The organism is Microbacterium sp. 05T445 (assembly GCF_056395865.1).
This window is the reverse complement of record NZ_JBFTKJ010000001.1, coordinates 1-25,356: the sequence shown is the minus strand read 5'-3', so window position 1 is coordinate 25,356 and position 25,356 is coordinate 1. Positions and strand designations below refer to the sequence as shown.

Annotated in this window: 21 protein-coding genes and 2 riboswitches; of the genes, 16 read left to right on the top strand and 5 right to left on the bottom strand. The window is 69.6% G+C overall.

Features of this window, described 5'->3' with window-relative positions; genetic code table 11:
* On the bottom strand, positions 1 to 705 hold the full coding sequence (locus AC1DDU_RS00105; protein WP_477430602.1) for an NUDIX hydrolase: 705 nt from the start codon (positions 703 to 705) through the stop codon (positions 1 to 3).
* 154 nt (positions 706 to 859) lie between these two features.
* On the opposite strand from AC1DDU_RS00105, the gene AC1DDU_RS00100 reads away from it, so the two are divergent.
* From AC1DDU_RS00100 to gcvP, 4 genes are all read left to right on the top strand, one after another.
* A complete protein-coding gene (locus AC1DDU_RS00100) occupies positions 860 to 2,032 on the top strand; it encodes a MarP family serine protease (RefSeq protein ID WP_477430601.1) in 1,173 nt (390 codons plus the stop codon).
* 43 nt (positions 2,033 to 2,075) lie between these two features.
* Positions 2,076 to 2,172: riboswitch (glycine riboswitch) on the top strand.
* A 1-nt stretch (position 2,173) separates the two neighbouring features.
* A riboswitch (glycine riboswitch) is annotated at positions 2,174 to 2,280 on the top strand.
* Positions 2,281 to 2,328: 48 nt separating this feature from the next.
* A complete protein-coding gene (gene gcvT / locus AC1DDU_RS00095) occupies positions 2,329 to 3,447 on the top strand; it encodes a glycine cleavage system aminomethyltransferase GcvT (RefSeq protein ID WP_477430600.1) in 1,119 nt (372 codons plus the stop codon).
* The gene (gcvH, locus tag AC1DDU_RS00090; protein ID WP_477430599.1) at positions 3,444 to 3,827 is read left to right on the top strand and encodes a glycine cleavage system protein GcvH; all 384 of its coding nucleotides are present in this window, start codon (positions 3,444 to 3,446) and stop codon (positions 3,825 to 3,827) included. Before gcvT ends, gcvH begins: the two co-directional genes overlap by 4 nt.
* Complete coding sequence (gcvP, locus tag AC1DDU_RS00085) at positions 3,824 to 6,715, top strand: aminomethyl-transferring glycine dehydrogenase (protein ID WP_477430598.1); 2,892 nt, start codon at positions 3,824 to 3,826, stop codon at positions 6,713 to 6,715. Before gcvH ends, gcvP begins: the two co-directional genes overlap by 4 nt.
* A gap of 49 nt (positions 6,716 to 6,764) precedes the next feature.
* On the opposite strand, the gene AC1DDU_RS00080 is transcribed toward gcvP, so the two are convergent.
* A complete protein-coding gene (locus AC1DDU_RS00080) occupies positions 6,765 to 7,538 on the bottom strand; it encodes a CPBP family intramembrane glutamic endopeptidase (protein ID WP_477430597.1) in 774 nt (257 codons plus the stop codon).
* Between the two features lie 243 nt (positions 7,539 to 7,781).
* On the opposite strand from AC1DDU_RS00080, the gene AC1DDU_RS00075 reads away from it, so the two are divergent.
* From AC1DDU_RS00075 to AC1DDU_RS00065, 3 genes are all read left to right on the top strand, one after another.
* Positions 7,782 to 9,620: an ABC transporter family substrate-binding protein gene (locus tag AC1DDU_RS00075; protein ID WP_477430596.1), complete on the top strand. Its 1,839-nt coding sequence runs from the start codon at positions 7,782 to 7,784 to the stop codon at positions 9,618 to 9,620.
* A gap of 157 nt (positions 9,621 to 9,777) precedes the next feature.
* Positions 9,778 to 11,295, top strand: coding sequence for an ABC transporter permease (locus tag AC1DDU_RS00070; RefSeq protein ID WP_477430595.1), 1,518 nt, complete (start codon positions 9,778 to 9,780; stop codon positions 11,293 to 11,295).
* A 1-nt stretch (position 11,296) separates the two neighbouring features.
* On the top strand, positions 11,297 to 12,499 hold the full coding sequence (locus AC1DDU_RS00065; RefSeq protein WP_477430594.1) for an ABC transporter permease: 1,203 nt from the start codon (positions 11,297 to 11,299) through the stop codon (positions 12,497 to 12,499).
* Positions 12,500 to 12,512: 13 nt separating this feature from the next.
* Here AC1DDU_RS00065 and AC1DDU_RS00060 read toward each other — a convergent pair whose 3' ends face one another.
* Positions 12,513 to 13,121 (bottom strand): PH domain-containing protein, encoded by a 609-nt coding sequence (locus AC1DDU_RS00060; protein ID WP_477430593.1) that lies wholly within the window; start codon positions 13,119 to 13,121, stop codon positions 12,513 to 12,515.
* A 31-nt stretch (positions 13,122 to 13,152) separates the two neighbouring features.
* On the opposite strand from AC1DDU_RS00060, the gene AC1DDU_RS00055 reads away from it, so the two are divergent.
* The 8 genes from AC1DDU_RS00055 (at position 13,153) to AC1DDU_RS00020 (ending at position 21,569) form a co-directional block, all read left to right on the top strand.
* Positions 13,153 to 14,964, top strand: coding sequence for a dipeptide ABC transporter ATP-binding protein (locus tag AC1DDU_RS00055; protein ID WP_477430592.1), 1,812 nt, complete (start codon positions 13,153 to 13,155; stop codon positions 14,962 to 14,964).
* 72 nt (positions 14,965 to 15,036) lie between these two features.
* Positions 15,037 to 16,950: a translational GTPase TypA gene (gene typA / locus AC1DDU_RS00050; protein ID WP_477430591.1), complete on the top strand. Its 1,914-nt coding sequence runs from the start codon at positions 15,037 to 15,039 to the stop codon at positions 16,948 to 16,950.
* A gap of 121 nt (positions 16,951 to 17,071) precedes the next feature.
* Entirely contained in the window at positions 17,072 to 17,836 is a 765-nt protein-coding gene (locus tag AC1DDU_RS00045) for an AzlC family ABC transporter permease (RefSeq protein WP_477430590.1), read from the top strand.
* Positions 17,833 to 18,147, top strand: coding sequence for an AzlD domain-containing protein (locus tag AC1DDU_RS00040; protein ID WP_477430589.1), 315 nt, complete (start codon positions 17,833 to 17,835; stop codon positions 18,145 to 18,147). Before AC1DDU_RS00045 ends, AC1DDU_RS00040 begins: the two co-directional genes overlap by 4 nt.
* A 40-nt stretch (positions 18,148 to 18,187) precedes the next feature.
* Positions 18,188 to 18,604 (top strand): DUF6113 family protein, encoded by a 417-nt coding sequence (locus AC1DDU_RS00035; RefSeq protein WP_477430588.1) that lies wholly within the window; start codon positions 18,188 to 18,190, stop codon positions 18,602 to 18,604.
* A gap of 47 nt (positions 18,605 to 18,651) precedes the next feature.
* Complete coding sequence (gene fdxA, locus AC1DDU_RS00030) at positions 18,652 to 18,972, top strand: ferredoxin (protein WP_018170155.1); 321 nt, start codon at positions 18,652 to 18,654, stop codon at positions 18,970 to 18,972.
* 1 nt (position 18,973) lies between these two features.
* The gene (gene dapC / locus AC1DDU_RS00025) at positions 18,974 to 20,083 is read left to right on the top strand and encodes a succinyldiaminopimelate transaminase (protein WP_477430587.1); all 1,110 of its coding nucleotides are present in this window, start codon (positions 18,974 to 18,976) and stop codon (positions 20,081 to 20,083) included.
* Positions 20,084 to 20,270: 187 nt separating this feature from the next.
* On the top strand, positions 20,271 to 21,569 hold the full coding sequence (locus AC1DDU_RS00020; protein ID WP_477430586.1) for a citrate synthase: 1,299 nt from the start codon (positions 20,271 to 20,273) through the stop codon (positions 21,567 to 21,569).
* 71 nt (positions 21,570 to 21,640) lie between these two features.
* Here the strand turns inward: AC1DDU_RS00020 and AC1DDU_RS00015 are convergent, their stop codons facing one another.
* Complete coding sequence (locus AC1DDU_RS00015) at positions 21,641 to 23,083, bottom strand: MFS transporter (protein WP_477430585.1); 1,443 nt, start codon at positions 23,081 to 23,083, stop codon at positions 21,641 to 21,643.
* Between the two features lie 173 nt (positions 23,084 to 23,256).
* Between AC1DDU_RS00015 and AC1DDU_RS00010 the strand changes: the two genes are divergently transcribed.
* The gene (locus tag AC1DDU_RS00010; RefSeq protein ID WP_477430584.1) at positions 23,257 to 23,826 is read left to right on the top strand and encodes a TetR/AcrR family transcriptional regulator; all 570 of its coding nucleotides are present in this window, start codon (positions 23,257 to 23,259) and stop codon (positions 23,824 to 23,826) included.
* Positions 23,827 to 23,895: 69 nt separating this feature from the next.
* Here AC1DDU_RS00010 and dapD read toward each other — a convergent pair whose 3' ends face one another.
* On the bottom strand, positions 23,896 to 24,852 hold the full coding sequence (gene dapD / locus AC1DDU_RS00005) for a 2,3,4,5-tetrahydropyridine-2,6-dicarboxylate N-succinyltransferase (protein WP_477430583.1): 957 nt from the start codon (positions 24,850 to 24,852) through the stop codon (positions 23,896 to 23,898).
* Positions 24,853 to 25,356: the final 504 nt, after the last annotated feature.

Below are 25,356 nucleotides of genomic sequence, written 5' to 3'. Positions count from 1 at the left end.
TCAGTGACGGGCGCTGAGCGGGCCGCGTTCGGCGAGCTCCACGTCCTGGTTGTAGCGGTAGAGCCGCGCCGGCCGGTGGCTGCCGGTGCGGAAGCGGTCGGTGGGGATGAGGGTGCCGGAGTTCTCCGCCTGGCGGCGGAAGTTCGCAGGGTCCAGGCGCTTGCCGAGGATCGCCTCGTACACCTCGCGCAGCTCGGCGAGGGTGAACTCGTCGGCCAGCAGCCCGTGCGCGATGCGGCTGTAGCCGACCTTGTTGCGCAGCCGCCACAGCGCGTAGTCGACGATCTCGTTGTGGTCGAACGCGAGCCGGGGCAGGGCGGTGGCGTCGAACCACTGCACGTTCTCGACGCTGGCGTCGGTGATCTCGTCGGCGCGCAGCAGCGCCCAGTACACGATCGACACGACGCGCGTGGGGGAGCGGTCCACGTCGCCGAACGCGTAGAGCTGCTCGAGATAGCTCGGTGCCAGCCCGGTCGTCTCGGCGAGGGTGCGGGATGCCGCGGTGTTCAAGCCCTCGGTCGCGTCCAGCCACCCGCCGGGCAGCGCCCACTGACCCTCGTGGGGATCGCGCGTGCGTCGCACCAGCGGGAGCACCACCTGGACGGCGTCGCTGCCCTGCAGTCGCCGCAGCGTGAAGATCACGGTGGACACCGCCACGCGGATCGCGTCGGCGGAGGATCGGGGTTCAGGAGCGGTTCTGGTCATAGTGACTCTAACTGTCGGAACGATCATAGTGTCACTCTGACCAAAAGCCAAACAGCGTCCGTCATGAACCGTGCCGGGCCCGGGGGTGTCGCGGTCTCCTCACAGCCAGGATGCGTAGCCTGACCAGACCGGTCGGGCGGATGCGGAGGTGCGGATGATCGTCGTCGACGCGCTCATCGTCCTCATCCTCGTCGGCGCCTGCATCGCGGGCGTGCGTCGCGGGTTCTTCGCGAGCATCGGCACGTTCGCGGGGCTGGCAGCCGGCGCGTTCGCCGCGTTCTGGCTCACCCCGCTCGTGAGCTCGTGGGTGCCGTCCGCGGTGTGGCGCGGGCCGGCGGTGCTGATCACGGCGCTCGGACTGCTGTTCCTCGGGGCCGCCGTCGGCGCCGCGATCGGGGCCGCGCTGCGTTCCGGCGCCGACCGCCTCAAGCTCCGCGGTGTCGAGCGGTTCCTCGGCGGCATCGCCTCGGTGCTGGCGGCGGTGCTGGCGCTCGCGTTCGTCGCGCCTGCCATCGCCGGTGCCGGCATCCCGGTCGTCTCGCCCGCCGTCTCCTCCTCCCTCATCCTCCGCGGCATCGAGCAGGCGACGCCCGATCCGGTGGCCGCCGCGCTCGCGCAGCTGCGCGGGGCCGTGCTCGACGACGCGCTGCCGGGCCTCGGCGACCTGCTCGGACCCGGCACCGCCGAGCAGGCGCCCCCGATCGAACTGGGGGATCCGGATCTGGAGCGGGCCGCGGCATCCGTGGCCCGCGTGTCGGGCAACGCGTACGCCTGCGGCCGCGGATCGGCCGGGAGCGGATTCGTCATCGCCCGCGACCGCGTCGTCACCAACGCCCACGTCGTCGCGGGCGTCGACACGCCGATCGTCGAGCTCCCCGGCGTCGCGGCGCGGGAGGGGCGCATCGTCTACTTCGACCCGGTCGACGACCTCGCCGTGATCGCCGTCGACGACCTGGGCGCGAAGGCGCTGCCGTTCTCGCCGACGCTCGCCGCCGGCGACGCCGCCGTGGTCCAGGGATATCCGTTCGGCGGACCCTTCACGATGGTGACCGCCGGAGTGCTGTCGGTGGGCACCGCGAACGTCCCCGACGTGTACGACAGGTCGCTCAACCCCCGCGAGATCTACGCGCTGCAGACGCAGGTGCGCCCGGGCAACTCGGGCGGACCGCTGCTGACCGCCGACGGCGCCGTCGCGGGGGTCGTCTTCGCGCGCGCCGAGGACGACGAGAACCTCGGGTACGCCATGACCATGGCCGAGCTCACCCCCGTCGTCGCGCGTGCGCCGTCACTGGCAGACACGGTGTCGTCGGGCTCCTGCGTCGGCTGACCGCGCCGACCGGTATGCTGGCTGCGCAAGTCAATATCGGCCCGTGACCCGGGCGGGAGAGCCTCGGCAGCGCGATCGTCGAGCACCGAAGGAGCAAGCCTCCCCGCCAATCTCTCAGGTACGCGTACCGTTCGGGCAGGCCGACTCTGGAAAGTGATCTCCGGTGCACAGCGCTCGGGATCCGCCGACGGTGAAAACCGGGTGCCCGCAGCACCCGGTGAAACTCTCAGGCCGATGACAGAGGGGGAGTTCACAGACGTCGATCGACGTCTGCCCGTCCGCGACCGGGAGAACTCATGACCGAACTCCGCACGACTGCTCTTCACGACCGCCACGAGGCGCTCGGGGCATCCTTCACCGACTTCGGCGGCTGGCTCATGCCGGTCCGCTACAGCTCCGACCTCGCCGAGCACCACGCGGTGCGCACGGCCGCGGGACTGTTCGACATCTCGCACATGGCCGAGTTCGGCGTCGAGGGCGAGGACGCCGCCGCATTCCTCGACTTCGCGCTGGCGGGCGCCATCTCGCCGATGCGCGACGGCAAGGCGAAGTACTCGCTCGTGCTCGCCGAGTCGGGCGGCATCGTCGACGACGTCATCGTCTACCGCATCGCCCAGGACCGCTTCCTCGTGATCGCCAATGCCGGCAACCGGGATGCCGTCGCCGCGGCGTTCGCCGAGCGCGTCGAGGGGTTCGCCGTCGAGGTCGACGACCGCACCGACGCGATGTCGCTCATCGCGGTGCAGGGCCCCCAGGCCCGCGCGATCGTGGAGGCGACGGCCGGGATCGCCGACGTGGCGCCCTCGTTCGCCGACCTCGGCTACTACGCCTGGTCCTCGGGTTCCTTCGACGGCGCACCGCTGTTCGTCGCGCGCACCGGCTACACCGGCGAGGACGGCTTCGAGCTGCTCGTGCCCAACGAGGCCGCACCGGCCCTGTGGGACGCACTGCTGGCCGCGGGCGAGCCCCTCGGCCTCGTGCCGGCCGGCCTCGCGGCACGCGACACGCTGCGTCTGGAGGCGGGGATGCCGCTGTACGGCCACGAGCTGTCGCTCGACATGGTGCCCGCCCAGGCGGGCCTCGGCCGGGTCGTGGCGGTCGACAAGGCAGCGTTCGTCGGGAAGTCGGGCCTTGCCGCCGTGGTGTCCGCCGACGCCCCGGTGCTGGTCGGCCTCGTCTCCGACGGTCGTCGTGCCGGTCGTGCCGGCTACCTGGTGTTCGACGCCGCCGACGCCACCGAGCCCGTCGGCGAGATCACCAGCGGCGCCCTCAGCCCGACGCTCGGACACCCCATCGCCATGGCCTTCGTCTCGCCCGCCGCGAGCGAGCCCGGCGCCCAGCTCTTCATCGACGTGCGGGGGACCCGCATCCCCGCGACCGTGACCGCCCTGCCTTTCTACCGGAGGAACAAATGACCGACCTCACCGCCCTCAAGTACACCGCCGAGCACGAGTGGGTCGCCCTGGACGGCGACACCGCGACGGTGGGCATCACCGAGTACGCCGCCGACAAGCTCGGCGACGTCGTGTTCGTCGAGCTCCCGGCCGTCGGCAGCTCCGTGACGGCCGCGACGGTGGTCGGCGAGATCGAGTCCACCAAGTCCGTCGGCGAGCTCTACGCCCCGCTCACCGGTGAGGTCGTCGCCGTCAACGAGGCCGTCGTCGACGACCCCTCGCTCGTCAACGCCGACCCGTTCGGCGCCGGCTGGCTGGTGAAGATCACGGTCGACCCGGCCGCCGTGGCAGAGCTCCTCGACCGCGACGCGTACGTCTCGCTCACGGGCGGCGCCGAATGACGGGTCTGTTCGCCGACCGTCACATCGGGACAGATGCCGCCGCCCAGCGCACGATGCTCGACGCCCTCGGCTACGACAGCGTCGACGCGCTCGTCGAGGCGGCGGTGCCGGCATCCATCCATGCCGCGCCGCGCACCACGAGCGACATCCCGCCCGCGGCCACCGAGGCGGAGGCGCTGGCCGAGCTGCGCGTGCTGGCGTCGCAGAACCGCGTCGCGCGCCCGATGATCGGCCTGGGCTACTCCGACACGTTCACGCCGTCGGTGATCGCGCGCAACGTGCTCGAGAACCCGTCCTGGTACACCGCGTACACGCCGTACCAGCCCGAGATCTCGCAGGGGCGCCTGGAGGCGCTCATCAACTTCCAGACGATGGTGACCGATCTCACGGGGCTCGCGACGGCGAACGCCTCGATGCTCGACGAGTCGACGGCCGTCGTCGAGGGCATGCTGGTCGCCCGGCGCGGCTCGAAGTCGACCTCGAACGTGTTCGTCGTCGACGTCGACGCCCTGCCCCAGACCAAGGCGCTGCTCGCGCACCGCGCGGCCGCTGTCGGCATCGAGCTCGTCGAGCTCGACCTCGCGCACGGCGCGACGCTGCCCGACGAGCTATTCGGTGTGCTGGTGCAGTACCCCGGCGCCTCGGGCCGCGTGTGGGACCCGTCCGGTGTGGTCGACGCCGCGCACGTCGCGGGCGCGCTCGTCGTTGTCGCCGCCGACATCCTCTCGCTCACGCTGCTGCGCTCGCCCGGCTCGTTCGGCGCCGACGTCGCCGTGGGCACGACGCAGCGCTTCGGCGTGCCGCTGGGCTTCGGCGGACCCCACGCCGGCTACATGGCCGTGCGTCAGGGTCTCGAGCGTCAGCTGCCCGGCCGACTGGTCGGCGTGTCGCAGGATGCCGCCGGCCACCCCGCCTACCGCCTCGCGCTGCAGACGCGCGAGCAGCACATCCGCCGCGAGAAGGCCACGTCGAACATCTGCACGTCGCAGGTGCTGCTGGCCGTCATGGCGTCGATGTACGCGGTCTACCACGGTCCCGAGGGCCTCCGCGCGATCGCGACCGACGTGGCGAAGAAGGCCGAGGCGCTCGCCGACCGCCTGCGCGGGTACGGACTGTCGCTGCGCTCGGAGTCGTTCTTCGACACCATCCGGGTCGCGACGCCCGGCACCGCGCGCCGCGTGATCGAGCGGGCGCGTTCGCTGGGCTACCAGCTGGCGTGGGTGGACGACGCCACGGTCGGCGTCTCGGTCGACGAGACCACCACCGAGGCCGACCTGGCCGCCGTCGCGTGGGCGTTCGGGCTGCCCGAGGACGAGTTCCTCGGGGCAGGCGAGCAGGGCGAGCGCACCATCCCGTTCGCGGATGCCGAGCCTCTCGCCGCGGTGCCGTCCGGGCTCCGGCGCACCGAGGAGTTCCTCACCCATCCGGTGTTCAACTCCCACCGCTCCGAGACGGCGATGATGCGCTACCTCAAGCAGCTCGCCGACCGAGACTACGCACTGGATCGCGGCATGATCCCGCTCGGCTCGTGCACGATGAAGCTCAACGCGGCCACCGAGATGGCGGCCGTGTCGTGGCCCGAGTTCTCGCGCGTGCACCCGTTCGCGCCTGAGGACGACGTCCGCGGCTACCTCGCGATGATCGAGCAGCTCGAGGTGTGGCTGGCCGAGGTCACGGGGTACGACGCCGTGTCGCTGCAGCCCAACGCGGGCTCGCAGGGGGAGCTCGCCGGCCTCATGGCGATCCGCGGCTACCACCGCGCCAACGGCGACCTCGGTCGCACGGCGTGCCTCATCCCGTCGTCCGCGCACGGCACGAACGCAGCCTCGGCGGTGCTGGCCGGCATGCGGGTGGTGGTGGTCGCATGCGACGACGCCGGCAACGTCGACCTCGACGACCTTCGCGCGAAGATCGCCGACAACGCCGACGAGCTCGCCGCCCTCATGATCACGTACCCGTCCACGCACGGCGTGTACGAGCACGACGTGCTCGAGATCACGCAGGCGGTGCACGACGCGGGCGGCCAGGTGTACGTGGACGGTGCGAACCTCAACGCGCTCCTGGGCTACGCGCGCTTCGGCGACCTGGGCGGCGACGTGTCGCACCTGAACCTGCACAAGACGTTCGCCATCCCGCACGGCGGCGGCGGCCCGGGCGTCGGCCCGGTGGCGGCCAAGGCGCATCTCGCGCCCTACCTGCCCAGCCACCCGCTCGCGCAGCGCAAGGACCACGCCGGCGGCGTGTTCGACGGCGGCCCGATCTCGGCCGCGCCGCACGGCTCGGCGAGCATCCTGCCGATCTCGTGGGCGTACGTGCGCATGATGGGCGCCGAGGGCCTGCGCAACGCGACCGCGGCGGCGGTGCTGTCGGCGAACTACATCGCCTTCCGGCTGCGCGACCACTTCCCGGTGCTCTACACCGGCGAGGACGGCCTCGTCGCGCACGAGTGCATCCTCGACCTGCGTCCCCTCAAGGAGGCGACGGGCGTCTCGGTCGACGACGTGGCCAAGCGTCTCATCGACTACGGCTTCCACGCCCCGACGATGTCGTTCCCGGTGGCGGGCACGCTCATGGTCGAGCCGACGGAGTCGGAGGACCTCGGCGAGATCGAGCGATTCATCGAGGCCATGATCGCGATCAAGACCGAGGCCGACCGCGTCGCGGCGGGGGAGTGGCCCGCCGACGACAACCCGCTGGCTAACGCCCCGCACACGGCGGAGTCCGTCGTCGCGGGCGAGTGGACGCATCCGTACTCGCGCGAGACCGCCGTGTACCCCGTCCACGCGCTCGTCCGCACGAAGTACTGGCCGCCGGTGCGCCGCATCGACCAGGCCTACGGCGACCGCCACCTGGTGTGCGCCTGCCCGCCCATCGAGGCCTTCGCCTGACGACGTGACGACGACGGGATGCCGGTGCCCCCGGCATCCCGTCGTCGTTTCAGTTCGTGGGGGTGGGGGTGGGAGTCGGCGTCGGAATGGGCGCGAAGACGCCAGGCCAGAGCGCCGCGGCGAGCGGGTAGCCGACGAAGGCGACCACGTCGAGGAGCGTGTGCGCGATCACCAGGGGCATCACGCGCCCCCATCGGCGATAGCACCAGCCGAAGACGATGCCCATGACCACGTTGCCGACGATGGCGCCGATCCCCTGATAGGCGTGGTACGCGCCGCGCAGCGCCGCGGCGGTGAGGATGATGGACCAGTCGTTCCACCCCAGTCGTCGCAGGCGGTCGAACAGGTACGCGATGAAGATCACCTCTTCGGTGAGCCCCGCGCGCAGCGCCGACAGGACGAGGAGCGGCACGGTCCACCAGGCCGCGTCCAGCGGCGAGGCGACGACGGCCACGGTGATGCCGAGCATGCGCCCCACCGCGTAGAGCGCGAGTCCCGGCAGGCCGATGACGGCGGCGAGCAGGATGCCGCGCCCCAGGTCGCCGCCGAACCGGGTGAAGTCCAGCCCGATGCGCCGCAGCGCATTGCCTCCGGGCTCCCACAGCAGGTACACCACGAGGGCCACCAGGGCCAGCGCGAAGAACACGGCCAGCAGCTGGTAGACGACATCCCACACCGCCTGCGCGTCGCGCGACGGGTTCACCTGCGTCTGCTGCGAGCCCAGCGGAACGGGCGCCAGGAGCTTGCGCACCAGCGACAGCACGGAGTACAGCGCGGACTGTCCGACCGTGACGGCCAGGACGATCCAGACCTCCCAGGTCATTCGCTTGCGCTCGTACGGCGCGAGCGGCGGGAGCGTAGTGGATTCCCTCCTGCCTGGGGGAGGGGTCGAGGCGGTCATCTTGTCAGATTGTCACACTCCGCGTCGATTGAGTTAAGGCTCTGTAACGTTTTGGCCGATCGTTTTGACCATCTCACGAGGGACACTTATCGTTTTCCCATCCGCGCGCCCGTCTGGCCCAGGTCTGACGCGCGCGCACTACCCTGCACAGGAGGAACAGTGAGAATGAAGCGCATCTCGGCTGCGGTGGCACTCGCCGCAGTCGGCGCACTGGCGATCTCGGGCTGCGCCGCCGGTGGCGGCGACAACTCGGGCGACGACTCCGGTCTCGTCGAGGGCTCGTCGATCACCGCTGCGTGGAACCAGGCGTTCTACTCGATGAACGGCAACACGTCCTACGGCAACGCCACGGCGAACAACAACATCAACTACCTCGTCCTCGACGGCTTCAACTACTACAACAACACGCCGGAGCTGGTGAAGAACACCTCCTTCGGTTCGTACGAGAAGGTCTCCGACGACCCGCTGACGATCAAGTACACGATCGCCGACGGCGTCAAGTGGTCCGACGGCACCGACGTCGACGCGGCCGACCTCATGCTGAACTGGGCCGCACTGTCGCGCGCCCTCGACACGCCTGACTTCGACCCGACCGAGTACACCGACCAGGAGACGGGCGAGTTCACGGACGCGTTCCCGAAGGACGTCGTGTTCTTCGACTCGGGCGCGACCCCGGACGCTCAGTTCGGTCTGGTGCACGACACCCCCGAGATCAGCGACGACGGCAAGTCGATCACGCTGGTCTACTCGAAGCCGTACGTCGACTGGGAGCTCTCGTTCGCGTCGCCGCTGCCGGCTCACGTGATCGGTGAAGAGGCGCTCGGCATCGACGACCCGAAGGAAGCCAAGGACGCCATCATCAAGGCGATCCAGGACAAGGACGACGCTTCGCTCGCGAAGCTGTCGGCGTTCTGGAACGCGGGCTTCAACTTCACCGAGATGCCCGATGACGCCAAGCTCGTCACCGCGAGCGGCCCGTACCAGATCAGCGACTTCGTCGCCGACCAGTACATCACCCTGAAGGCGAACCCCGAGTACAAGGGCGAGAACGCCCCGCACATCGAGGAGATCACCGTCCGGTTCATCTCCGACCCGCTCGCGGCGTCGCAGGCACTGGCCAACGGTGAGGTCGACATCATCTCGCCGCAGGCGACCGCGGACCTCAAGACCGCTGTCGACGCGATCGACGGCGTGACGGTGGACACCGGCGTCGAGGGCACGTACGAGCACCTCGACCTGCAGTTCGACCAGGGCAAGAACCCGGAGAACATCTTCAAGGACCCGAAGGTCCGTGAGGCGTTCCTCAAGACGGTTCCCCGCCAGGAGATCCTCGACAAGCTGATCAAGCCGATCGTCGGCGACGACGCTCTGCTCCGTTCGTCGCAGATCTTCGTCCCGGGCGCCGAGGGCTACGACGAGTCGGTCGCCAACAACGGCTCCGAGGCGTTCGCGGATGTCGACATCGAGGGCGCCAAGCAGCTCCTCGCCGAGTCCGGCATCACCAACAAGGACGTCTGCGTCCTCTACGCGACCAACAACCCGCGCCGTGTCAACGAGTTCGCCCTGATCCAGGCTTCGGCCGCTCAGGCCGGCTTCAACGTCACCGACTGCGGTTCGGACAAGTGGAGCGGTCTGCTGGGCACGCCCGGCGCCTACGACGCGGTGTTCTTCGGCTGGCAGTCGACGAGCCTGTCGGTGACCGACTGGACCGCCATCTTCAAGGACGGCGGCATCAACAACCTCAACTTCTACAACAACGAGGACATCAACAAGCTCTCGGCTGAGATCTCCTCGGAGTTCGACGCTGAGAAGCAGATGGAGATCAAGCAGGAGGCCGACAAGATCCTGTGGAACGACTTCTACGGAGTCACCATCTTCCAGTTCCCGAGCGTGACCGCGTACAGCGACCGCGTGACGAACATCGACCCCTCGATCCTTGCGCCGACCATCTTCTGGAACGCGTGGGACTGGGAGGTCACTGACTCCGGTGCCACGGAGAAGTAATCCTTACCGTTCACACTGAGTCCGCTCAGCAGTGAGCACACGTGGGGTGCAGGTCCTCGGGCCTGCACCCCACGCGTTAGACTTCTCCCAGCGATGGCGCGTGCGGCTGCACAGCCGCGACCGCCATCGCCGTCACCGATAGGCAGGCGGCCACAACATGGCTTCATTCATCATCCGGCGACTGGTCGCGTCGATATTCGTACTCTTCGCCGCGACCTTCCTGATGTACATCCTCGTGTCTTTTGCGGGCGACCCCCTGCAAGACCTCCGCGAAAGCAGCGCTCCGAACAAGGAGCAGCTGATGGAATCGCGCATCAAGCTCCTTCACCTCGATGTCCCCGCACCGCTGCGCTACTTCCTGTGGCTCGGCGGACTGTTCCGGGGCGACCTGGGCGTCTCCGTCCAGAACCAGCCGGTCAACGCGCTCCTGGCGAACGCGATCACGTCGACGCTGACGCTGGTCACCACCGCCACGGTCGTCGCGATCGTGCTCGGCATCACCGTCGGCATCGTGTCGGCCCTGCGCCAGTACACCGGTTTCGACTACGGCGTGACGCTGATGGCGTTCCTCTTCTTCTCGCTCCCGATCTTCTGGGTCGCGGTGCTGCTCAAGCAGTACGGCGCCATCCAGATGAACAACTGGCTGAGCGACCCCGTCATATCCGTTCCAGCGATCATCGGCATCTCACTGGTCGCCGGCCTCATCTGGATGTCGCTGCTCGGCGGCAAATGGAAGCGCCGGCTGATCGTCTTCGGCATCGGCACCGTCGCCACCGCCGCGGTGCTGACCTACCTGTCGCTGACCAAGTGGTTCGCCGACCCTGAGATCGGCATCGTCGTCTACAGCGCCCTGGTGATCGGCATCGCCGTCGGCGTGACCGCCATCTCGGCCGGTCTGCGCAACCGCAAGGCCGTGTACGCGTCGCTCATCGTGGCGGTCATCGGCATCGCGCTGTACTACCCGATGACGAACTACATCCTCAACGGCATGACGATGTGGTTCTTCCTGCTCCTGGCCGCGCTGTCGATCATCGTCAGCGGCGCCATCGGCTGGTTCATGGGCGCTCCCGACCGCGCCCCGGTGGTGCGTACGACGGCCATCGTCGGCTTCCTGTCGGCGGCGCTGATCGCGCTCAACAAGTACATGTCGTACTGGGAGGCGTACGCGAACTCCAGCCGTGTCCGCGGTCGTCCGATCGCGACGGTGGGTTCGTCCACCCCCGGCCTCGGCGGCAACTTCTGGGTGCAGGGCCTCGACCTGTACACGCACCTGCTGCTGCCGACCATCGCCATCATCCTGATCTCGTTCGCGAGCTACACGCGGTACTCGCGTGCGAGCCTGCTCGAGGTGATGAACCAGGACTACATCCGCACCGCACGCGCGAAGGGTCTGACCCAGCGCACGGTGGTCGTCCGCCACGCCTTCCGCAACGCCCTGATCCCGATCACGACGATCATCGCCTTCGACGTGGGCGCGCTCATCGGCGGCGCGGTCATCACCGAGACCGTGTTCGGCTGGACCGGAATGGGCCGGCTGTTCGTGGACGGCCTCAGTCATGTCGACCCGAATCCCGTGATGGCCTTCTTCGTCGTCACCGGGACCCTGGCGGTCGTGTTCAACCTCATCGCGGACCTCGTCTACGCGGCCCTCGACCCGAGAATCAAGGTGGGCTGAGATGAACGCCACTGTCACACAGGAAAACGAGACCACGGAGACAGCCGCGGTCGCAGAGATCTCCATCGAGCAGAAGGAGACCGAGGGCCTCAGTCAGGGTCAGATCGTCCGCCGGCGGTTCTTCCGCCACCGCGGCGCGATGATCTCGGGGGTCGTCCTCGTCCTCATCGTCCTGCTCGCCTTCACGTCGGTCGGCGTCACCCTCTGGGGACTTCGCATCCCCGGCTGGTGGCAGTACTCGTGGACCGACATCTCCGACAAGGTCAACAACGGCGCTCCGACCATGAGCCTGTGGCCGCTGCAGTTCGGCCAGCACCCGTTCGGCCAGGACGAAGTGGGCCGTGACATCTTCGCGGTCGTGATGCGCGGTGCGCAGCAGTCGATCATGGTGATGGTCATCGCCGGCGTCGTGGCCACGGCCATCGGCGTCGTCGTCGGCGCCACCGCCGGCTACTACGGCAAGGCCACCGACTCGGTGCTGATGCGCTTCACCGACATCGTCATCACCATCCCGCTCATCGTGATCGGTGCGGTGCTCGGTCAGACCTTCGGCAGCCTCGGCGCTTCGGTGCTCGGTGTCGTGATCGGCCTGTTCGCATGGACGACCATGGCGCGACTGGTGCGCGGCGAATTCCTCACCCTGCGCGAACGCGAGTTCGTGGACGCCGCACGGGTGTCGGGAGCGCGCGACCGCCGCATCATCTTCCGCCACATCCTGCCCAACGCCATCGGCGTCATCGTCGTGAACGCGACGCTGCTGATGGCCGGTGCGATCCTGCTCGAGTCGGCGCTGAGCTACCTCGGCTTCGGCGTGCAGCCGCCCGACACCTCGCTGGGCAAGATCGTCTCCGACAACCAGGCCGCGTTCGCCACGCGCCCGTGGCTGTTCTGGTGGCCGGGCCTGTTCATCATCGCGATCGCCCTGTGCGTCAACTTCATCGGCGACGGTCTGCGCGACGCGTTCGACCCGCGCCAGAAGAAGATGCCGAGCGAGCGGGCCATGGCTCGTGCCGGCCGCGGGACGATGACGGCGGCGACCGCTGCCGCGCTCTCGTCGACGGTCGACCCGGCCGGTCAGCCTGACGCGCCGTCGGTGACGGTCGCCGGGGCGGCGGTGTACACGGGTGACGTGGTGAACTACCACGACCCGCGGCCCGAAGAGCCCGGCGATGCGCAGCACGATCCGCTCAATCCGGAGCGCTGACGCGCAGATGCGGTCAGACGAGCAGACCGACCACGGTGGCGACGCTCAGCGCGCAGACCACCGCGATCGTGGCCACGTGCCACGTCGCGGTGGTCGCCTCCGGGTCGACTCCGTGGGCGAAGGCGCCGCTGCGCTGCAGCGACTCCCATCGCCCGCGGATGAGCTGCGCGAGGTTGCCGCTGGGCGTGGACAGGGCGTCCGCGGGGCGCAGGCTCCCGTGCTCGCCGCGCGCCGACTCGCCGACACCGTCGAAGTCCTTGCGCGCAAGGCCGAACTGGCGGTGGCGCCCGGGAGCGGGCGCCGCCCACACCGATACGCGACCGCGCACGGTGAACAGGGTCAGCGAGTAGCGGGTGTCGATCTGCTCGATCGCCGGCCACGGCACGAAGTACGTGCGCAGCACGTTCACCACGGTGATGCCGTGCTCGGCCACGGTGAGGCTCGGTCGCCAGAACAGCGCCCACGCGAGCACCGCCACGAGCAGGATGGGCCAGGCGTAGCGCGCCGCGGCCGCGGCATCCTGCCAGACCAGCGCAACGACACCGACGGCGCACACGATCACGGTTGCGCCGGCCAGCACTCGACCGAATGCAGGCCGGTAGACGACCTCTTGAAACGACATGACGTCAAGCTTCTCAGATGGGACATCACGAATGACTGACACGACGGGTCTGGACGCCGCCACCGCGGCATCCCACGACACCCTCCCCGAGACGATCCTCCAGGTCGAGAACCTGGGCGTGGACTTCTGGGTCGAGGGCGAGTTCTACCCCGCCGCCATCGACATGAACTACGCGGTCCGGCGCGGCGAGGTCCTCGCCATCGTCGGCGAGTCGGGCTCGGGCAAGAGCACGAGCTCGATGGCGCTCCTGGGCCTGCTGCCCGAGAACTCGCGGGTGACCGGCTCGATCAAGCTGCTGGGCCGTGAGCTGCGCGGCGTCGACGACGCGACGCTGAGGTCGCTGCGCGGCAACGAGATCGCCGTGATCTTCCAGGAGCCGATGACGGCGCTCAACCCGGTCTACACGATCGGGTTCCAGATCATGGAGGCGCTGCGGTCGCACGATCGGGCGATGGCACCGAGCGTGGCGCGGGCCAAGGCGGTCGAGCTGCTGCGCATGGTGGAGATGCCCAACCCGGAGCAGTCCTTCCACAAGTACCCGCACCAGCTCTCCGGCGGTCAGCGTCAGCGCGCCATGATCGCGCAGTCGATCTCGTGCGACCCGCTGCTGCTCATCGCCGACGAGCCCACGACCGCGCTCGACGTGACCGTCCAGGCCGAGATCCTCGATCTGCTGCGCAACCTGCACAAGCGCCTCGACTCGGCGATCATCCTCATCACCCATGACATGGGCGTGGTGGCCGACCTGGCCGACCGCATCATGGTGATGAAGAACGGCGTCGTCGTCGAGTCCGGCGACGTCGACCAGATCTTCCACAACCCGCAGCACGCGTACACCCAGCAGCTGCTGGCGTCGGTGCCGCACCTCGGTCTCGGCGTGCTCGAAGACGTTCCCGCCGATGCGCCGGAGGCGGTCGAGAGCGAGACCTCCACGATCCCCGCCATCGCGGCGATCCGCGAGCGCGCGAGCGAAGCGGCCGACGCGATCGTCGACGAGCGCAAGGCGGTGCTGTCGTTCGAGGACGTGGCGATCGAGTACCCCAAGCGCGGACGCATCCCCGCGTTCCGTGCGGCCGAGCACATCGACCTGAAGATCATGCCCGGCGAGATCCTCGGCCTCGTGGGCGAGTCGGGTTCGGGCAAGACGACCCTCGGCCGCGCCGCGATCGGCCTGCTGCCGATCGCGGAGGGCAAGCTGACGGCCGTCGGCACCGACATCTCCCAGGCGACGCCGAAGGCGCTGCGCGAGATCCGCCGCAAGACGGGCATCGTGTTCCAGGACCCGGCCTCGTCGCTGAACCCGCGTATGCCGATCGGCCAGTCGATCGGCGAGCCGATCCTGCTGGCCGGCGAGGCCAAGGGCAAGGACCTCGACCGCCGCGTCGAGAAGCTCCTGAGCCAGGTCGAGCTTCCGTCGTCTTACCGCAACCGCTTCCCGCACGAGCTCTCGGGCGGTCAGCGTCAGCGCGTCGGCATCGCCCGCGCCCTGGCGCTCGCGCCCGAGCTGCTGGTGGCGGACGAGCCGACGTCGGCACTGGACGTGTCGGTGCAGGCCCGCTTCCTCGACCTGCTGCAGGAACTCCAGCAGCAGCTCCAGTTCGCCTGCCTGTTCATCAGCCACGACCTCGCGGTCGTCGACATCCTCGCCCACCGCATCGCGGTGATGCACCACGGCAAGCTGGTGGAGGTCGGCACCCGCGACGAGATCCTCCGCGGCGCCAAGGACCCGTACACGCAGCGCCTCATCGCGGCCGTGCCGGTGCCCAACCCCGAGGAGCAGAAGGTCCGCCGCGAGGCGCGCGCCGCGCTGCTGGAGAGCACCAAGGCGGGGACCGCAAGCTGACGTACAGAAGCGCCAGATAGAATGGGGAATGCCGGCACTCCGGCATTCCCCTTTCATCTTCAAGGATCCCTCATGGCGCGCGCCCTTCGACCGGACCTCCGCAACGTGGCGATCGTCGCCCACGTCGACCACGGCAAGACGACGCTCGTCGATGCCATGCTCCGTCAGACCGGCTCGTTCGGCGAGCACGCGCACGTCGAAGAGCGCGCGATGGACTCGAACGACCTCGAGCGTGAGAAGGGCATCACGATCCTCGCCAAGAACACGGCGATCACGTACAACGGCCTTCACACCGACGTGCCGGTGACGATCAACGTCATCGACACCCCGGGCCACGCCGACTTCGGCGGCGAGGTCGAGCGCGGTCTGTCGATGGTCGACGGCGTCGTGCTGCTGGTCGACGCGAGCGAGGGCCCGCTGCCGCAGACCCGCTTCGTGCTGCGCAAGGCGCTCGAGGCCAAGCTCCCCGTGATCCTCCTGGTCAACAAGACCGATCGCCCCGACGCCCGCATCGCCGAGGTCGAGGAGGAGGCGCACGACCTGCTGCTCGGTCTCGCCTCCGACCTGCACGAGGACGTCCCCGACCTCGACATCGACGCCCTGCTCGACGTCCCCGTCGTGTATGCCTCCGGCCGCGCGGGCGCGGCATCCCGCACCCGTCCCGCCAACGGCGAACTGCCCGACAACGCCGACCTCGAGCCGCTGTTCGAGGCGATCCTCGAGCACGTCCCGGCGCCCTCGTACGACGACGACGCGCCGCTGCAGGCGTGGGTCACCAACCTCGACTCGAGCCCGTTCCTCGGCCGCCTCGCGCTGCTGCGCGTCTTCAACGGCACGCTCAAGAAGGGTCAGACCGTCGCGTGGGTGCGTCACGACGGCTCGCACTCCAACGCCCGCATCACCGAGCTCCTGAAGACCCGTGCGCTCGAGCGGTACCCCGCCGAGGAGGCCGGCCCGGGCGACATCGTCGCCATCGCCGGTATCGAGGAGATCACGATCGGCGAGACGATCGCCGACCCCGAGGACGTCCGCCCGCTGCCGGCGATCCACGTCGACGACCCCGCGATCTCGATGACGATCGGCACCAACACCTCGCCCCTGGTCGGCAAGGTCAAGGGGCACAAGGTCACCGCGCGCATGGTGAAGGACCGCCTCGACCGCGAGCTGATCGGCAACGTGTCGCTCAAGGTCGTCGACATCGGCCGCCCCGACGCGTGGGAGGTGCAGGGCCGAGGTGAGCTCGCCCTCGCGATCCTCGTCGAGAACATGCGCCGCGAGGGCTTCGAGCTGACCGTCGGCAAGCCGCAGGTGGTCACCAAGAAGGGTGAGGACGGCAAGGTCAAGGAGCCGTTCGAGCACCTCACGATCGACGCCCCCGAGGAGTACCTCGGCGCGATCACCCAGCTGATGGCGTCCCGCAAGGGCCGCATGGAGACGATGGTCAACCACGGCACCGGCTGGGTGCGCATGGAGTTCATCGTGCCCTCGCGCGGCCTCATCGGCTTCCGCACCGAGTTCCTCTCGATGACGCGCGGCACGGGCATCGCGAACGCGATCTCCCACGGCTACGACGACTGGGCGGGGCACATCGTCGCCCGTCAGAACGGCTCGATCGTGGCCGACCGTGCCGGCGTCGTGACCCCCTTCGCGATGATCGCGCTGCAGGAGCGCATGAGCTTCTTCGTGCAGCCGACCGAAGAGGTGTACGAGGGCATGGTCGTCGGCGAGAACTCGCGTGCCGACGACATGGACGTGAACATCACCAAGGAGAAGAAGCTCACGAACATGCGGTCCTCGACCGCGGACGCGTTCGAGTCGATGACCCCGCCGCGCCTGCTCTCGCTCGAAGAGAGCCTGGAGTTCGCGCGCGACGACGAATGCGTCGAGGTGACGCCCGAGAAGGTGCGCATCCGCAAGGTCGTCCTCGACGCCACCGAGCGCGGCCGCGCCGCCTCGCGCCTGAAGCGCCAGGACGCCAACGCGTAAGCAGTGACATGGATGCCGCGACCCGGCGCCTCCGAGGGGAGTGCGGGTCGCGGCATCCGTCGTTCCACCGTGTGCCGGCTGGACCGGGCAGCGGATCCCGGCACGCGGATAGCATGACCGGGTGAGCCTCGACCCCCACTTCGACGACGTGCACAGCGCCGGCGAGGCGAAGCGGGCGGTGCGCGAGGGCCTCGGCGTCGCCCTGGCCACCAGCGCGTACGGCATCTCGTTCGGCGCGCTGGCGGTCGCGTCGGGACTGGACGTCTGGCAGACCTGCATCCTGAGCCTGGTCATGTTCACCGGTGGGTCGCAGTTCGCGTTCGCCGGGATCGTCGGCGCCGGGGGCCTGGCGGCCGTCCCCGCGGCGATCGCATCGGCGGCGCTGCTGGGCGTGCGCAACGTGGCGTACGGCATCCGGATGTCCCCGGTTATCGGCGCAGGATTCTGGCGCCGCGCCGCCGCGGCCCAGTTCACGATCGACGAGTCCACGGCCGTGTCGCTCGCTCAGCGCACGCAGCGCGCACGCACGCTGGGGTTCTGGGTGACCGGCATCGGCATCTACGTGGGCTGGAACCTGTCGACCCTCGCGGGTGCGCTGCTCGGCGACGTCCTCGGCGACCCGCGCGCCTATGGACTGGATGCCGCCGCGGCGGCCGCGTTCCTCGCCCTGCTGTGGCCGCGGCTGCGCGCGCGGCAGCCGATCGTCGTCGGTGTCGCGGCGGCCGTCGTGGCGACGGTGCTCACGCCCGTGCTGATGCCGGGGCTGCCGGTCATCATCGCCGCCGCCGTGGCCGTCATCGTGGGGTGGACGAACTGGCTCGGCAGGGACGAGCCCGCGGATGCCGCCGAGCCGGACGACGTCGCCGAGAGGGAGGGACTGCCGTGACCATGTGGACCGCGGTGCTCGTGGCATCCATCGTCTGCGTCGCCCTCAAGACCGTCGGCTACCTCATCCCGCCGAAGTGGGTCGAGGCGCCCCGGCCGATGCGGATCGCCGACCTCCTCACCGTCGCGCTCCTGGCCGCGCTCGTCGCCGTCCAGACGCTGGGCGCCGGGCAGGCGATCGTCGTCGACGCGCGCGTGCCCGCGGTGCTGGTCGCCGCCGGGCTGCTGCTGCTCAGAGCGCCCTTCCTCGTGGTGGTGGTGGCGGCCGCGGTCGTCGCGGCGCTGCTGCGGCTGTGGGGCTGGGCGGCCTGACGCGCTGACGGCGCCGGCGCCACGGACCTAGACTTGGGCGGTGACGTTCTCGTGGTCGCGCCTCGGCGCCTGGGTGGTGGCGTTCGTCGTCGGCGTGTTCTACGGCGTCGCGGGAACGGTCGCCCAGGCCTACATGCTCGGGTGGTTCCCGCTCGGGCTGGCGCTCGCGCTCATCGGTGTGACCGCGCTGCTGCTCGCGGTGCGCCTGCTCACCTCGGACCGCTGGGCGACGCTCGCGACCGCGATCGGACTGATGCTCGCCACCCTGGTCTTCTCGGGTGCCGGCCCCGGCGGCTCGGTCGTCGTGCCGCAGGCGCCGGAGGGCCAGTTCAACTCGGGCTTGCTGTGGACGATCCTCGTGCCGCTGGTGTCGGTGGTCGTCATCGCGTGGCCCGAGACGCGTCCGCACGCGCAGGCGGCCTCCGATCGCGCTGATCTCACCGACCACGCGGGCTGATCGCCCCGAGGCGGATGCGCTGGGGATGCCGCGGCTAGACTGATGCCGTGACGTACGTGATCGCCCTTCCCTGCGTGGACGTCAAGGACCGCGCCTGCATCGACGAGTGTCCCGTGGACTGCATCTACGAGGGCGACCGGTCGCTGTACATCCACCCCGACGAGTGCGTGGACTGCGGCGCCTGCGAACCGGTGTGCCCGGTCGAGGCGATCTACTACGAAGACGACCTGCCCGACGAGTGGCAGGACTACTACAAGGCCAACGTCGAGTTCTTCGACGACATCGGCTCGCCCGGCGGCGCCGCCAAGGTCGGCGTGATCCACAAGGACCACCCGATCATCGAGGCGCTTCCGCCGCAGGAACACTGACGTGGGGGTCGCCGACCTCGCCGACTACCCCTGGGACTCCGTCGCGCCGTACGCCGCTCGCGCCCGCTCCCACCCGGACGGGATCGTCGACCTCTCGATCGGCTCGCCGGTCGACGCCACCCCCGCCGTCGTGGCCGATGCGCTGCGTGCCGCGACCGACGCCCACGCATACCCGCAGACCGTCGGCACGCCGGCGCTGCGCGACGCGATCGTGCGGTGGTACGAGCGGCGCCGTGGTGTCCCCGGCCTGACGCCCGAGAACGTGCTTCCCACCGTCGGGTCGAAGGAGCTGGTCGCGCTGCTCCCGCTGCTGCTGGGCCTCGGCCCCGGCGACATCGTCGTGCATCCGCGCGCCGCGTATCCCACGTACGAAGTGGGGGCGCGCCTGGTCGGGGCCACGCCGGTGGCCGCCGACGATCCGGCCGCGTGGCCCGAGGGCACCCGCCTGGTGTGGGTGAACTCTCCCGGCAACCCGGACGGCCGAGTGCTCGACGTCGACGCCCTCCGCGCCGCGGTGCGCCGCGCCCGCGAGCTGGGAGCCGTGCTCGCCTCCGACGAGTGCTATGCCGAGCTCGGCTGGGATGCGCCGTGGGATGCCGAGCCCGTCCCGTCTGCGCTCGATCCCCAGGTGACCGGCGGCGACGTGCGCGGCATCCTGTCGGTGTACTCGCTCAGCAAGCAGTCGAACCTCGCCGGGTATCGCGCGGCCTTCCTCGCGGGCGACGCCGCGGTCGTCGCGCGCCTGCTGACGGCGCGCAAGCACCTCGGCCTGATGCTCCCGCTCCCGGTGCAGGCCGCGATGGCCGCCGCGCTCGAGGACGACGTCCATGTCGCGGCCCAGAAGGAGCTCTACCGTCGTCGTCGCGACGTGCTCCGCCCCGCGGTCGAGGCTGCGGGCTTCCGCATCGATGCGAGCGAGGCGGGGCTGTACCTCTGGGCCACCGAGGGACGCGACGCCTGGGAGAGCATCGGCAGGCTCGCCGACCTCGGGATCCTCGCCGGCCCCGGCCACTTCTACGGCACGCACTTCCCGCAGCACGTGCGGCTGTCGCTCACCGCGACCGACGAGCGCATCGCCGCGGCCGCTCAGCGACTGCGTGTGGCATCCTGAGGTTTCCTCCATCGGATGCCTCGTCCCTTTGGTCGTGTCAACAGTAGGCGCGACAGCGGACTAGGCTGTATGAACGCGGCGACGCGGCATCCCCCGTCCCGTTCCTCCGTCCTTGGCAGTCACCTCCCGGTGCGGCCCGAGGACTGGACGACACCCCCGGTACGACCAGAAATCGCGAGGAGGCGCCGTGAGCGAAGCGGGCACCCAGCAGGAGAAGGCCACCCTCACGATCGGTGACAGCACCGCCGAGTTCCCGCTGCTGCGGGGTACGGACGGAGCCCCGAGCGTGGACTTCTCCACCCTCACCCGCCAGACCGGCTACACGGCTCTCGACTACGGTTTCGTGAACACGGCGGCGACGAAGTCCGCGATCACCTACATCGACGGTGATCAGGGCGTGCTCCGCTACCGCGGCTACCCGATCGAGCAGCTGGCGAAGAACAGCACGTACCTCGAGGTGGCGTGGCTGCTCATCTACGGGGAACTGCCCACGGCCGACCAGCTCGCCGAGTTCGACGAGAAGATCCGCCGCCACACGCTGCTGCACGAGGACCTCAAGCGGTTCTTCTCGGCGCTGCCGCACACCGCGCACCCGATGTCGGTGCTGTCGTCGGCGGTCTCGGCACTGTCGACGTACTACGAGCACCAGTCCGACCCCCACAACCCCGAGCATGTCGAGCTGAACACGATCCGGATGCTCGCGAAGCTGCCGGTCATCGCCGCCTACGCGCACAAGAAGAGCATCGGCCAGGCGTTCCTGTACCCCGACAACTCGCTGAGCTTCGTCGACAACTTCCTCAAGCTCAACTTCGGGGTCCTCTCCGAGGTGTACGACGTCAACCCGGTCATGTCGCGGGCGCTGGAGCGGCTGCTCATCCTCCACGAGGACCACGAGCAGAACGCGTCCACCTCGACGGTGCGCCTGGTCGGCTCGACCGGCGCCAACCAGTTCTCGTCGATCTCGGCCGGCATCAACGCGCTGTACGGGCCGCTGCACGGCGGCGCGAACGAGGCCGTGCTCGACATGCTGGCGCGCATCCGCGACTCGGGCGAGAGCGTGCAGCGCTTCGTCGAGCGGGTCAAGAACAAGGAAGACGGCGTGAAGCTCATGGGCTTCGGCCACCGCGTCTACAAGAACTACGACCCGCGCGCGAAGCTCGTCAAGGAGTCGGCCGACGAGGTGCTGGCGGCGCTGGGCATCAGCGACCCGCTCCTGGACCTCGCCAAGGAGCTCGAGGAGATCGCGCTCAACGACTCGTACTTCCAGGAGCGCCGCCTCTACCCGAACGTGGACTTCTACACCGGCGTGATCTACAAGGCGATGGGCTTCCCCACGCGCATGTTCACGGTGCTGTTCGCGATCGGGCGCCTGCCCGGCTGGCTCGCACAGTGGCGCGAGGCCGCGAGCGACCCGCAGACCAAGATCGGCCGTCCGCAGCAGCTGTACGTCGGCGCCGCCGAGCGCACGTACCCCGGCCTGTCCTGACATCGCAATGACGGATGCCGCGCCCCCGAGTGGGGCGCGGCATCCGTCGTCGTGCGGGGGAGTCCGTCGTGTCAGGCCACTTCGGCCAGTGCCGCCGATTCGTCGGAGGCATCGGACGGCGCCGCGGAATCGGCATCGGGTCCACGACGCGGTCGCACGGCCAGCACGATGACCGCTGCCACGACCGCGGCGGCGGCGAGGGTCAGCCAGGCGACCGTGTAGCCGTCGAGGGCAGGCGTGTCGCCGGGGGCGACCGAGCCGAACACGATCGCCGTCGTGAAGGCCGAGCCGATCGCCGACCCGATCGTGCGGAGGTTGGCGTTGACGCCCGTCGCGATGCCGGTGCGGTCGGCCGGCACGCTCTCGACGATGATGCTCGCCGCCGAGGCGTAGGCCAGGCCGATGCCGAGTCCGAACAGGCCGCCCGCGATGGCGAGGGTGACGAGCGTCTCGTGGTCGAACACCGCGAAGACGACGCCGCCCGCCATGAACAGCGCACCGAGGGCCATCATGAGCCGCAGCGGGATGACGCGCGCGATGGCGCCGGTGGCGAAGCCCACGCTGGACATGCCGATCAGCAGCGGCAGCAGCGCGAGGCCCGCCGCCCGCACGTCCAACCCGAGACCCCAGCCCGAGTTCACCGGCGTCTCGAGGAACTGCGGCAGGTACCCCCAGAACCCGAAGGCCGCGGCGCCGATGAGCAGTGCGGCCGCGTTGACCGGCCAGATCGCACGGCCGGCCATGAGGCGGAGGTCCACCAGCGGGTCGGGCGAGCGCAGCTCGGCGACGACCCACAGGGCGATGAGCACCGCGGCGACCGCGAACAGGCCGAGCGTGAGCGGCGAGGTCCAGCCCCAGCGGGCCCCGGAGCTCAGCGGGACGAGCAGCGCGATCAGCCAGCCTGACAGCAGCACGGCCGAGACGACGTTGACGCGACCGGTGGCGCGCAGACCGGCCGGCGGCACGAGGATCGCGGTCAGCGCGATGCCGGCGACCGCGGCGACGAAGGGCACCGCGAAGATGCCGTGCCAGCCGAGCAGTTCGGCCAGGGGGCCGGCAAGCACACTGCCCGCGGCGCCGCCGATGGCGATGATGGCGCTGGTCGCGCCGATGGCGCCGGTGAGCTGGTGGCGCGGCATGACGTCGCGCAGCAGCCCGAACGCCAGTGGGAACAGCGCACCGCCGACGCCCTGCAGCACCCGCGCGAGGATCAGCACCTCGAGGTTCGGGGCCACCGACGCGATGATGTCGCCGATGGCGACGACCCCGAGCACGGCGAGGAAGGTGTTGCGGCGTCCCCGCAGGTCGCCGATGCGGCCGAGGAGGGGAGTGGCGACGGCTGCGGCGATGAGCCATGCGGTGATGGTCCAGGATGCCGCATCCGCGGTGACGCCGAAGTCCGAGGCGATGAGGGGGATGACGGGTATGACGAGATTCTGCAGCAGCGCCAGCGAGGCGACGCTCAGGGCGATCGCGGTGAACGCGGCGCGAGGGGTGAAGGGGACAGTGGGCATCGACGGGCCTTCCGAAGCGTGCGGATCCGGTGAATGCGGGGTAAAGTGAGAGGTGGTCTCCGAACGGAGGGTGCCTCCGGTTTGAGATTAGCGGAGGATGCCTCCGCTTCGCAACCGCTTTCTTCACGTCGCCTGATCCGGCGGCGATCAGGACGAACCGGGAGGTCGGCGTCATGTCGCTCGTCGAGCGAGGGTCCGCATTGGACGCACGTCGTCCGCAGCGAGCGGATGCCGCACGCAACTTCGACGCGCTGGTGGCCGCCGGGCGTGAGGCGTTCGCGGAGGATGGGTCCGCGGCATCCCTCGAAGACATCGCCCGTCGTGCCGGCGTCGGGATCGGGACGCTCTACCGCAATTTCCCGACGCGCGACGACCTGATCGAGACGTTGTATCTCGGCGAGGTCGACGCGCTCGCGCGCGCCGCCGACGAGGTCTCCGATCTCGAGCCGTGGGACGCCCTGCGCGCCTGGCTCGACCGGTTCGTGACCTACGTGGGCACCAAGCACGCGCTGCTCGACGGGCTGAACCGGCGCTCGCCGGTGCTCACCGAGTGTCGCAGCATCATGCTCTCCGCCGGGGAGCCGCTGCTCGCGCGGGCGCAGGCAGCCGGCGATGTCGACCCCGAGGTGACGATCGGCGACGTCGTCAAGCTCGTGTCGGGAGTCGCCGCCGTCGCCTCCTTCGACGACGACGCGCAGCGCGAGCGCGTGCTCAACCTCGCGATCAACGCGATCCGACGCTGAACCGGAGCGCTGCCCGCACAGACGAGAGACCGCCCGCGCTCGGCGCGGGCGGTCTCGATCCGTTCCGGGTCAGGCGTGCAGCGCCTCGTTGAGCGTGACGCCGACGCCTGCCCGACGCACCGCCTCCACCGCCCCGGTCAGCGAGTTGCGGCGGAACAGCAGCCCGTCGCGGCCGGAGAGCTCGGCACCCTTCGCCGTCGGGAGCGACCCATCGGCCCTTCTCGGCTCGTCCGCCAGGACGACCTTCGTGCCGGCGGTCACATACAGGCCCGCTTCGACGACGCAGTCGTCGCCCAGTGAGATCCCGATGCCGGCGTTCGCACCGAGGAGCGTGCGTGCGCCGATGGCGACCTTGTGCGCACCGCCGCCGGAGAGCGTGCCCATGATCGAGGCCCCGCCGCCGATGTCGCTGCCGTCGCCGACGACGACGCCCTGCGAGATGCGACCTTCGACCATGCTCTGGCCGAGCGTGCCGGCGTTGAAGTTCACGAAGCCCTCGTGCATGACGGTGGTGCCGGGCGACAGGTAGGCGCCGAGGCGGACGCGCGAGGCATCCGCGATGCGGACTCCCGGGGGCGTGACGTAGTCGAGCAGGCGGGGGAACTTGTCCAGACCCTGCACCTGGATGCCGTCCCGCATGAGGAACGGGCGCAGACGCGTGAGCGCATCGGGGTGCATCGGGCCCGCGTTCGTCCACGCGACGTTGGGGAGATGGCCGAAGACGCCGTCGAGGTTCACCTCGTTCGGGCGGGCCAGCAGGTGCGAGAGCGCGTGAAGGCGCAGATACGCGTCCGAGGTGGAGGACGGCGCCGCATCGAGGTCGGCCTCGAGGGCCACCACCTCCACGGTGACCGCGCGGCGCGGGTCTTCTACAGCGAGCCGGTCCAGCTCGTCCGGCGGCATCTGCGGATCGAACCCGAGCGGGAGGCGCCCGGCTGCGGGGGAGGGGAACCACGTGTCGAGCACGGTCCCGTCTTCGGCGATCGTCGCGAGGCCGACGCCCCATACCCATCGTTCATCGGTCATGCCTTCAACGCTAGCGCGGGCATGGAGCGGTGAACCCGCGTGTTTCCGGGGCCGTGGCATTGCGACACGCCCGGGGAGCAGCGCGGATTCGACGGTCGCGGCGAGGCCGCGTAACGTTCTTGTTGTTCGCCCCAAAGGGTAGAGCGGAAGGCCGGAAGGCCTGGCTCCCCTCAAGCAGCGGACCACCCCATCTGATCCGCTTCTGGCGGGTCGGCCGGTTTCGGCCTAGGATGGGTGTCTTCCACTCTTGCTGTGCTGGTCGGAGCGTGGTGAGGCCTTGTGCCTCGAGAAACCGCGATTTGACAGGCGCTGCGGGATGTGTAAGATAGAGAAGTTGCCCTGCGGGGATGGCTGGGAGGCCTGACTGCGGGTGCGTCCGATCTTTGAGAACTCAACAGCGTGCACTTGTCAAATGCCAAATTTATTTCTCTGTCGACCAGTTTTGCTGGTTGGTGGGGGTCTTTTTTGGATCAATTCATGGATGTCAGTTTGATATTCGTTTTT

Excerpts from the sequence above, each read along its gene's own strand:
- AC1DDU_RS00105 (WP_477430602.1), bottom strand. The coding sequence starts at position 705 with ATGACCAGAACCGCTCCTGAACCCCGATCCTCCGCCGACGCGATCCGC.
- AC1DDU_RS00100 (WP_477430601.1), top strand. The coding sequence starts at position 860 with ATGATCGTCGTCGACGCGCTCATCGTCCTCATCCTCGTCGGCGCCTGC.
- gcvT (WP_477430600.1), top strand. The coding sequence starts at position 2,329 with ATGACCGAACTCCGCACGACTGCTCTTCACGACCGCCACGAGGCGCTC.
- gcvH (WP_477430599.1), top strand. The coding sequence starts at position 3,444 with ATGACCGACCTCACCGCCCTCAAGTACACCGCCGAGCACGAGTGGGTC.
- gcvP (WP_477430598.1), top strand. The coding sequence starts at position 3,824 with ATGACGGGTCTGTTCGCCGACCGTCACATCGGGACAGATGCCGCCGCC.
- AC1DDU_RS00080 (WP_477430597.1), bottom strand. The coding sequence starts at position 7,538 with ATGACCTGGGAGGTCTGGATCGTCCTGGCCGTCACGGTCGGACAGTCC.
- AC1DDU_RS00075 (WP_477430596.1), top strand. The coding sequence starts at position 7,782 with ATGAAGCGCATCTCGGCTGCGGTGGCACTCGCCGCAGTCGGCGCACTG.
- AC1DDU_RS00070 (WP_477430595.1), top strand. The coding sequence starts at position 9,778 with ATGGCTTCATTCATCATCCGGCGACTGGTCGCGTCGATATTCGTACTC.
- AC1DDU_RS00065 (WP_477430594.1), top strand. The coding sequence starts at position 11,297 with ATGAACGCCACTGTCACACAGGAAAACGAGACCACGGAGACAGCCGCG.
- AC1DDU_RS00060 (WP_477430593.1), bottom strand. The coding sequence starts at position 13,121 with ATGTCGTTTCAAGAGGTCGTCTACCGGCCTGCATTCGGTCGAGTGCTG.
- AC1DDU_RS00055 (WP_477430592.1), top strand. The coding sequence starts at position 13,153 with ATGACTGACACGACGGGTCTGGACGCCGCCACCGCGGCATCCCACGAC.
- typA (WP_477430591.1), top strand. The coding sequence starts at position 15,037 with ATGGCGCGCGCCCTTCGACCGGACCTCCGCAACGTGGCGATCGTCGCC.
- AC1DDU_RS00015 (WP_477430585.1), bottom strand. The coding sequence starts at position 23,083 with ATGCCCACTGTCCCCTTCACCCCTCGCGCCGCGTTCACCGCGATCGCC.
- AC1DDU_RS00010 (WP_477430584.1), top strand. The coding sequence starts at position 23,257 with ATGTCGCTCGTCGAGCGAGGGTCCGCATTGGACGCACGTCGTCCGCAG.
- dapD (WP_477430583.1), bottom strand. The coding sequence starts at position 24,852 with ATGACCGATGAACGATGGGTATGGGGCGTCGGCCTCGCGACGATCGCC.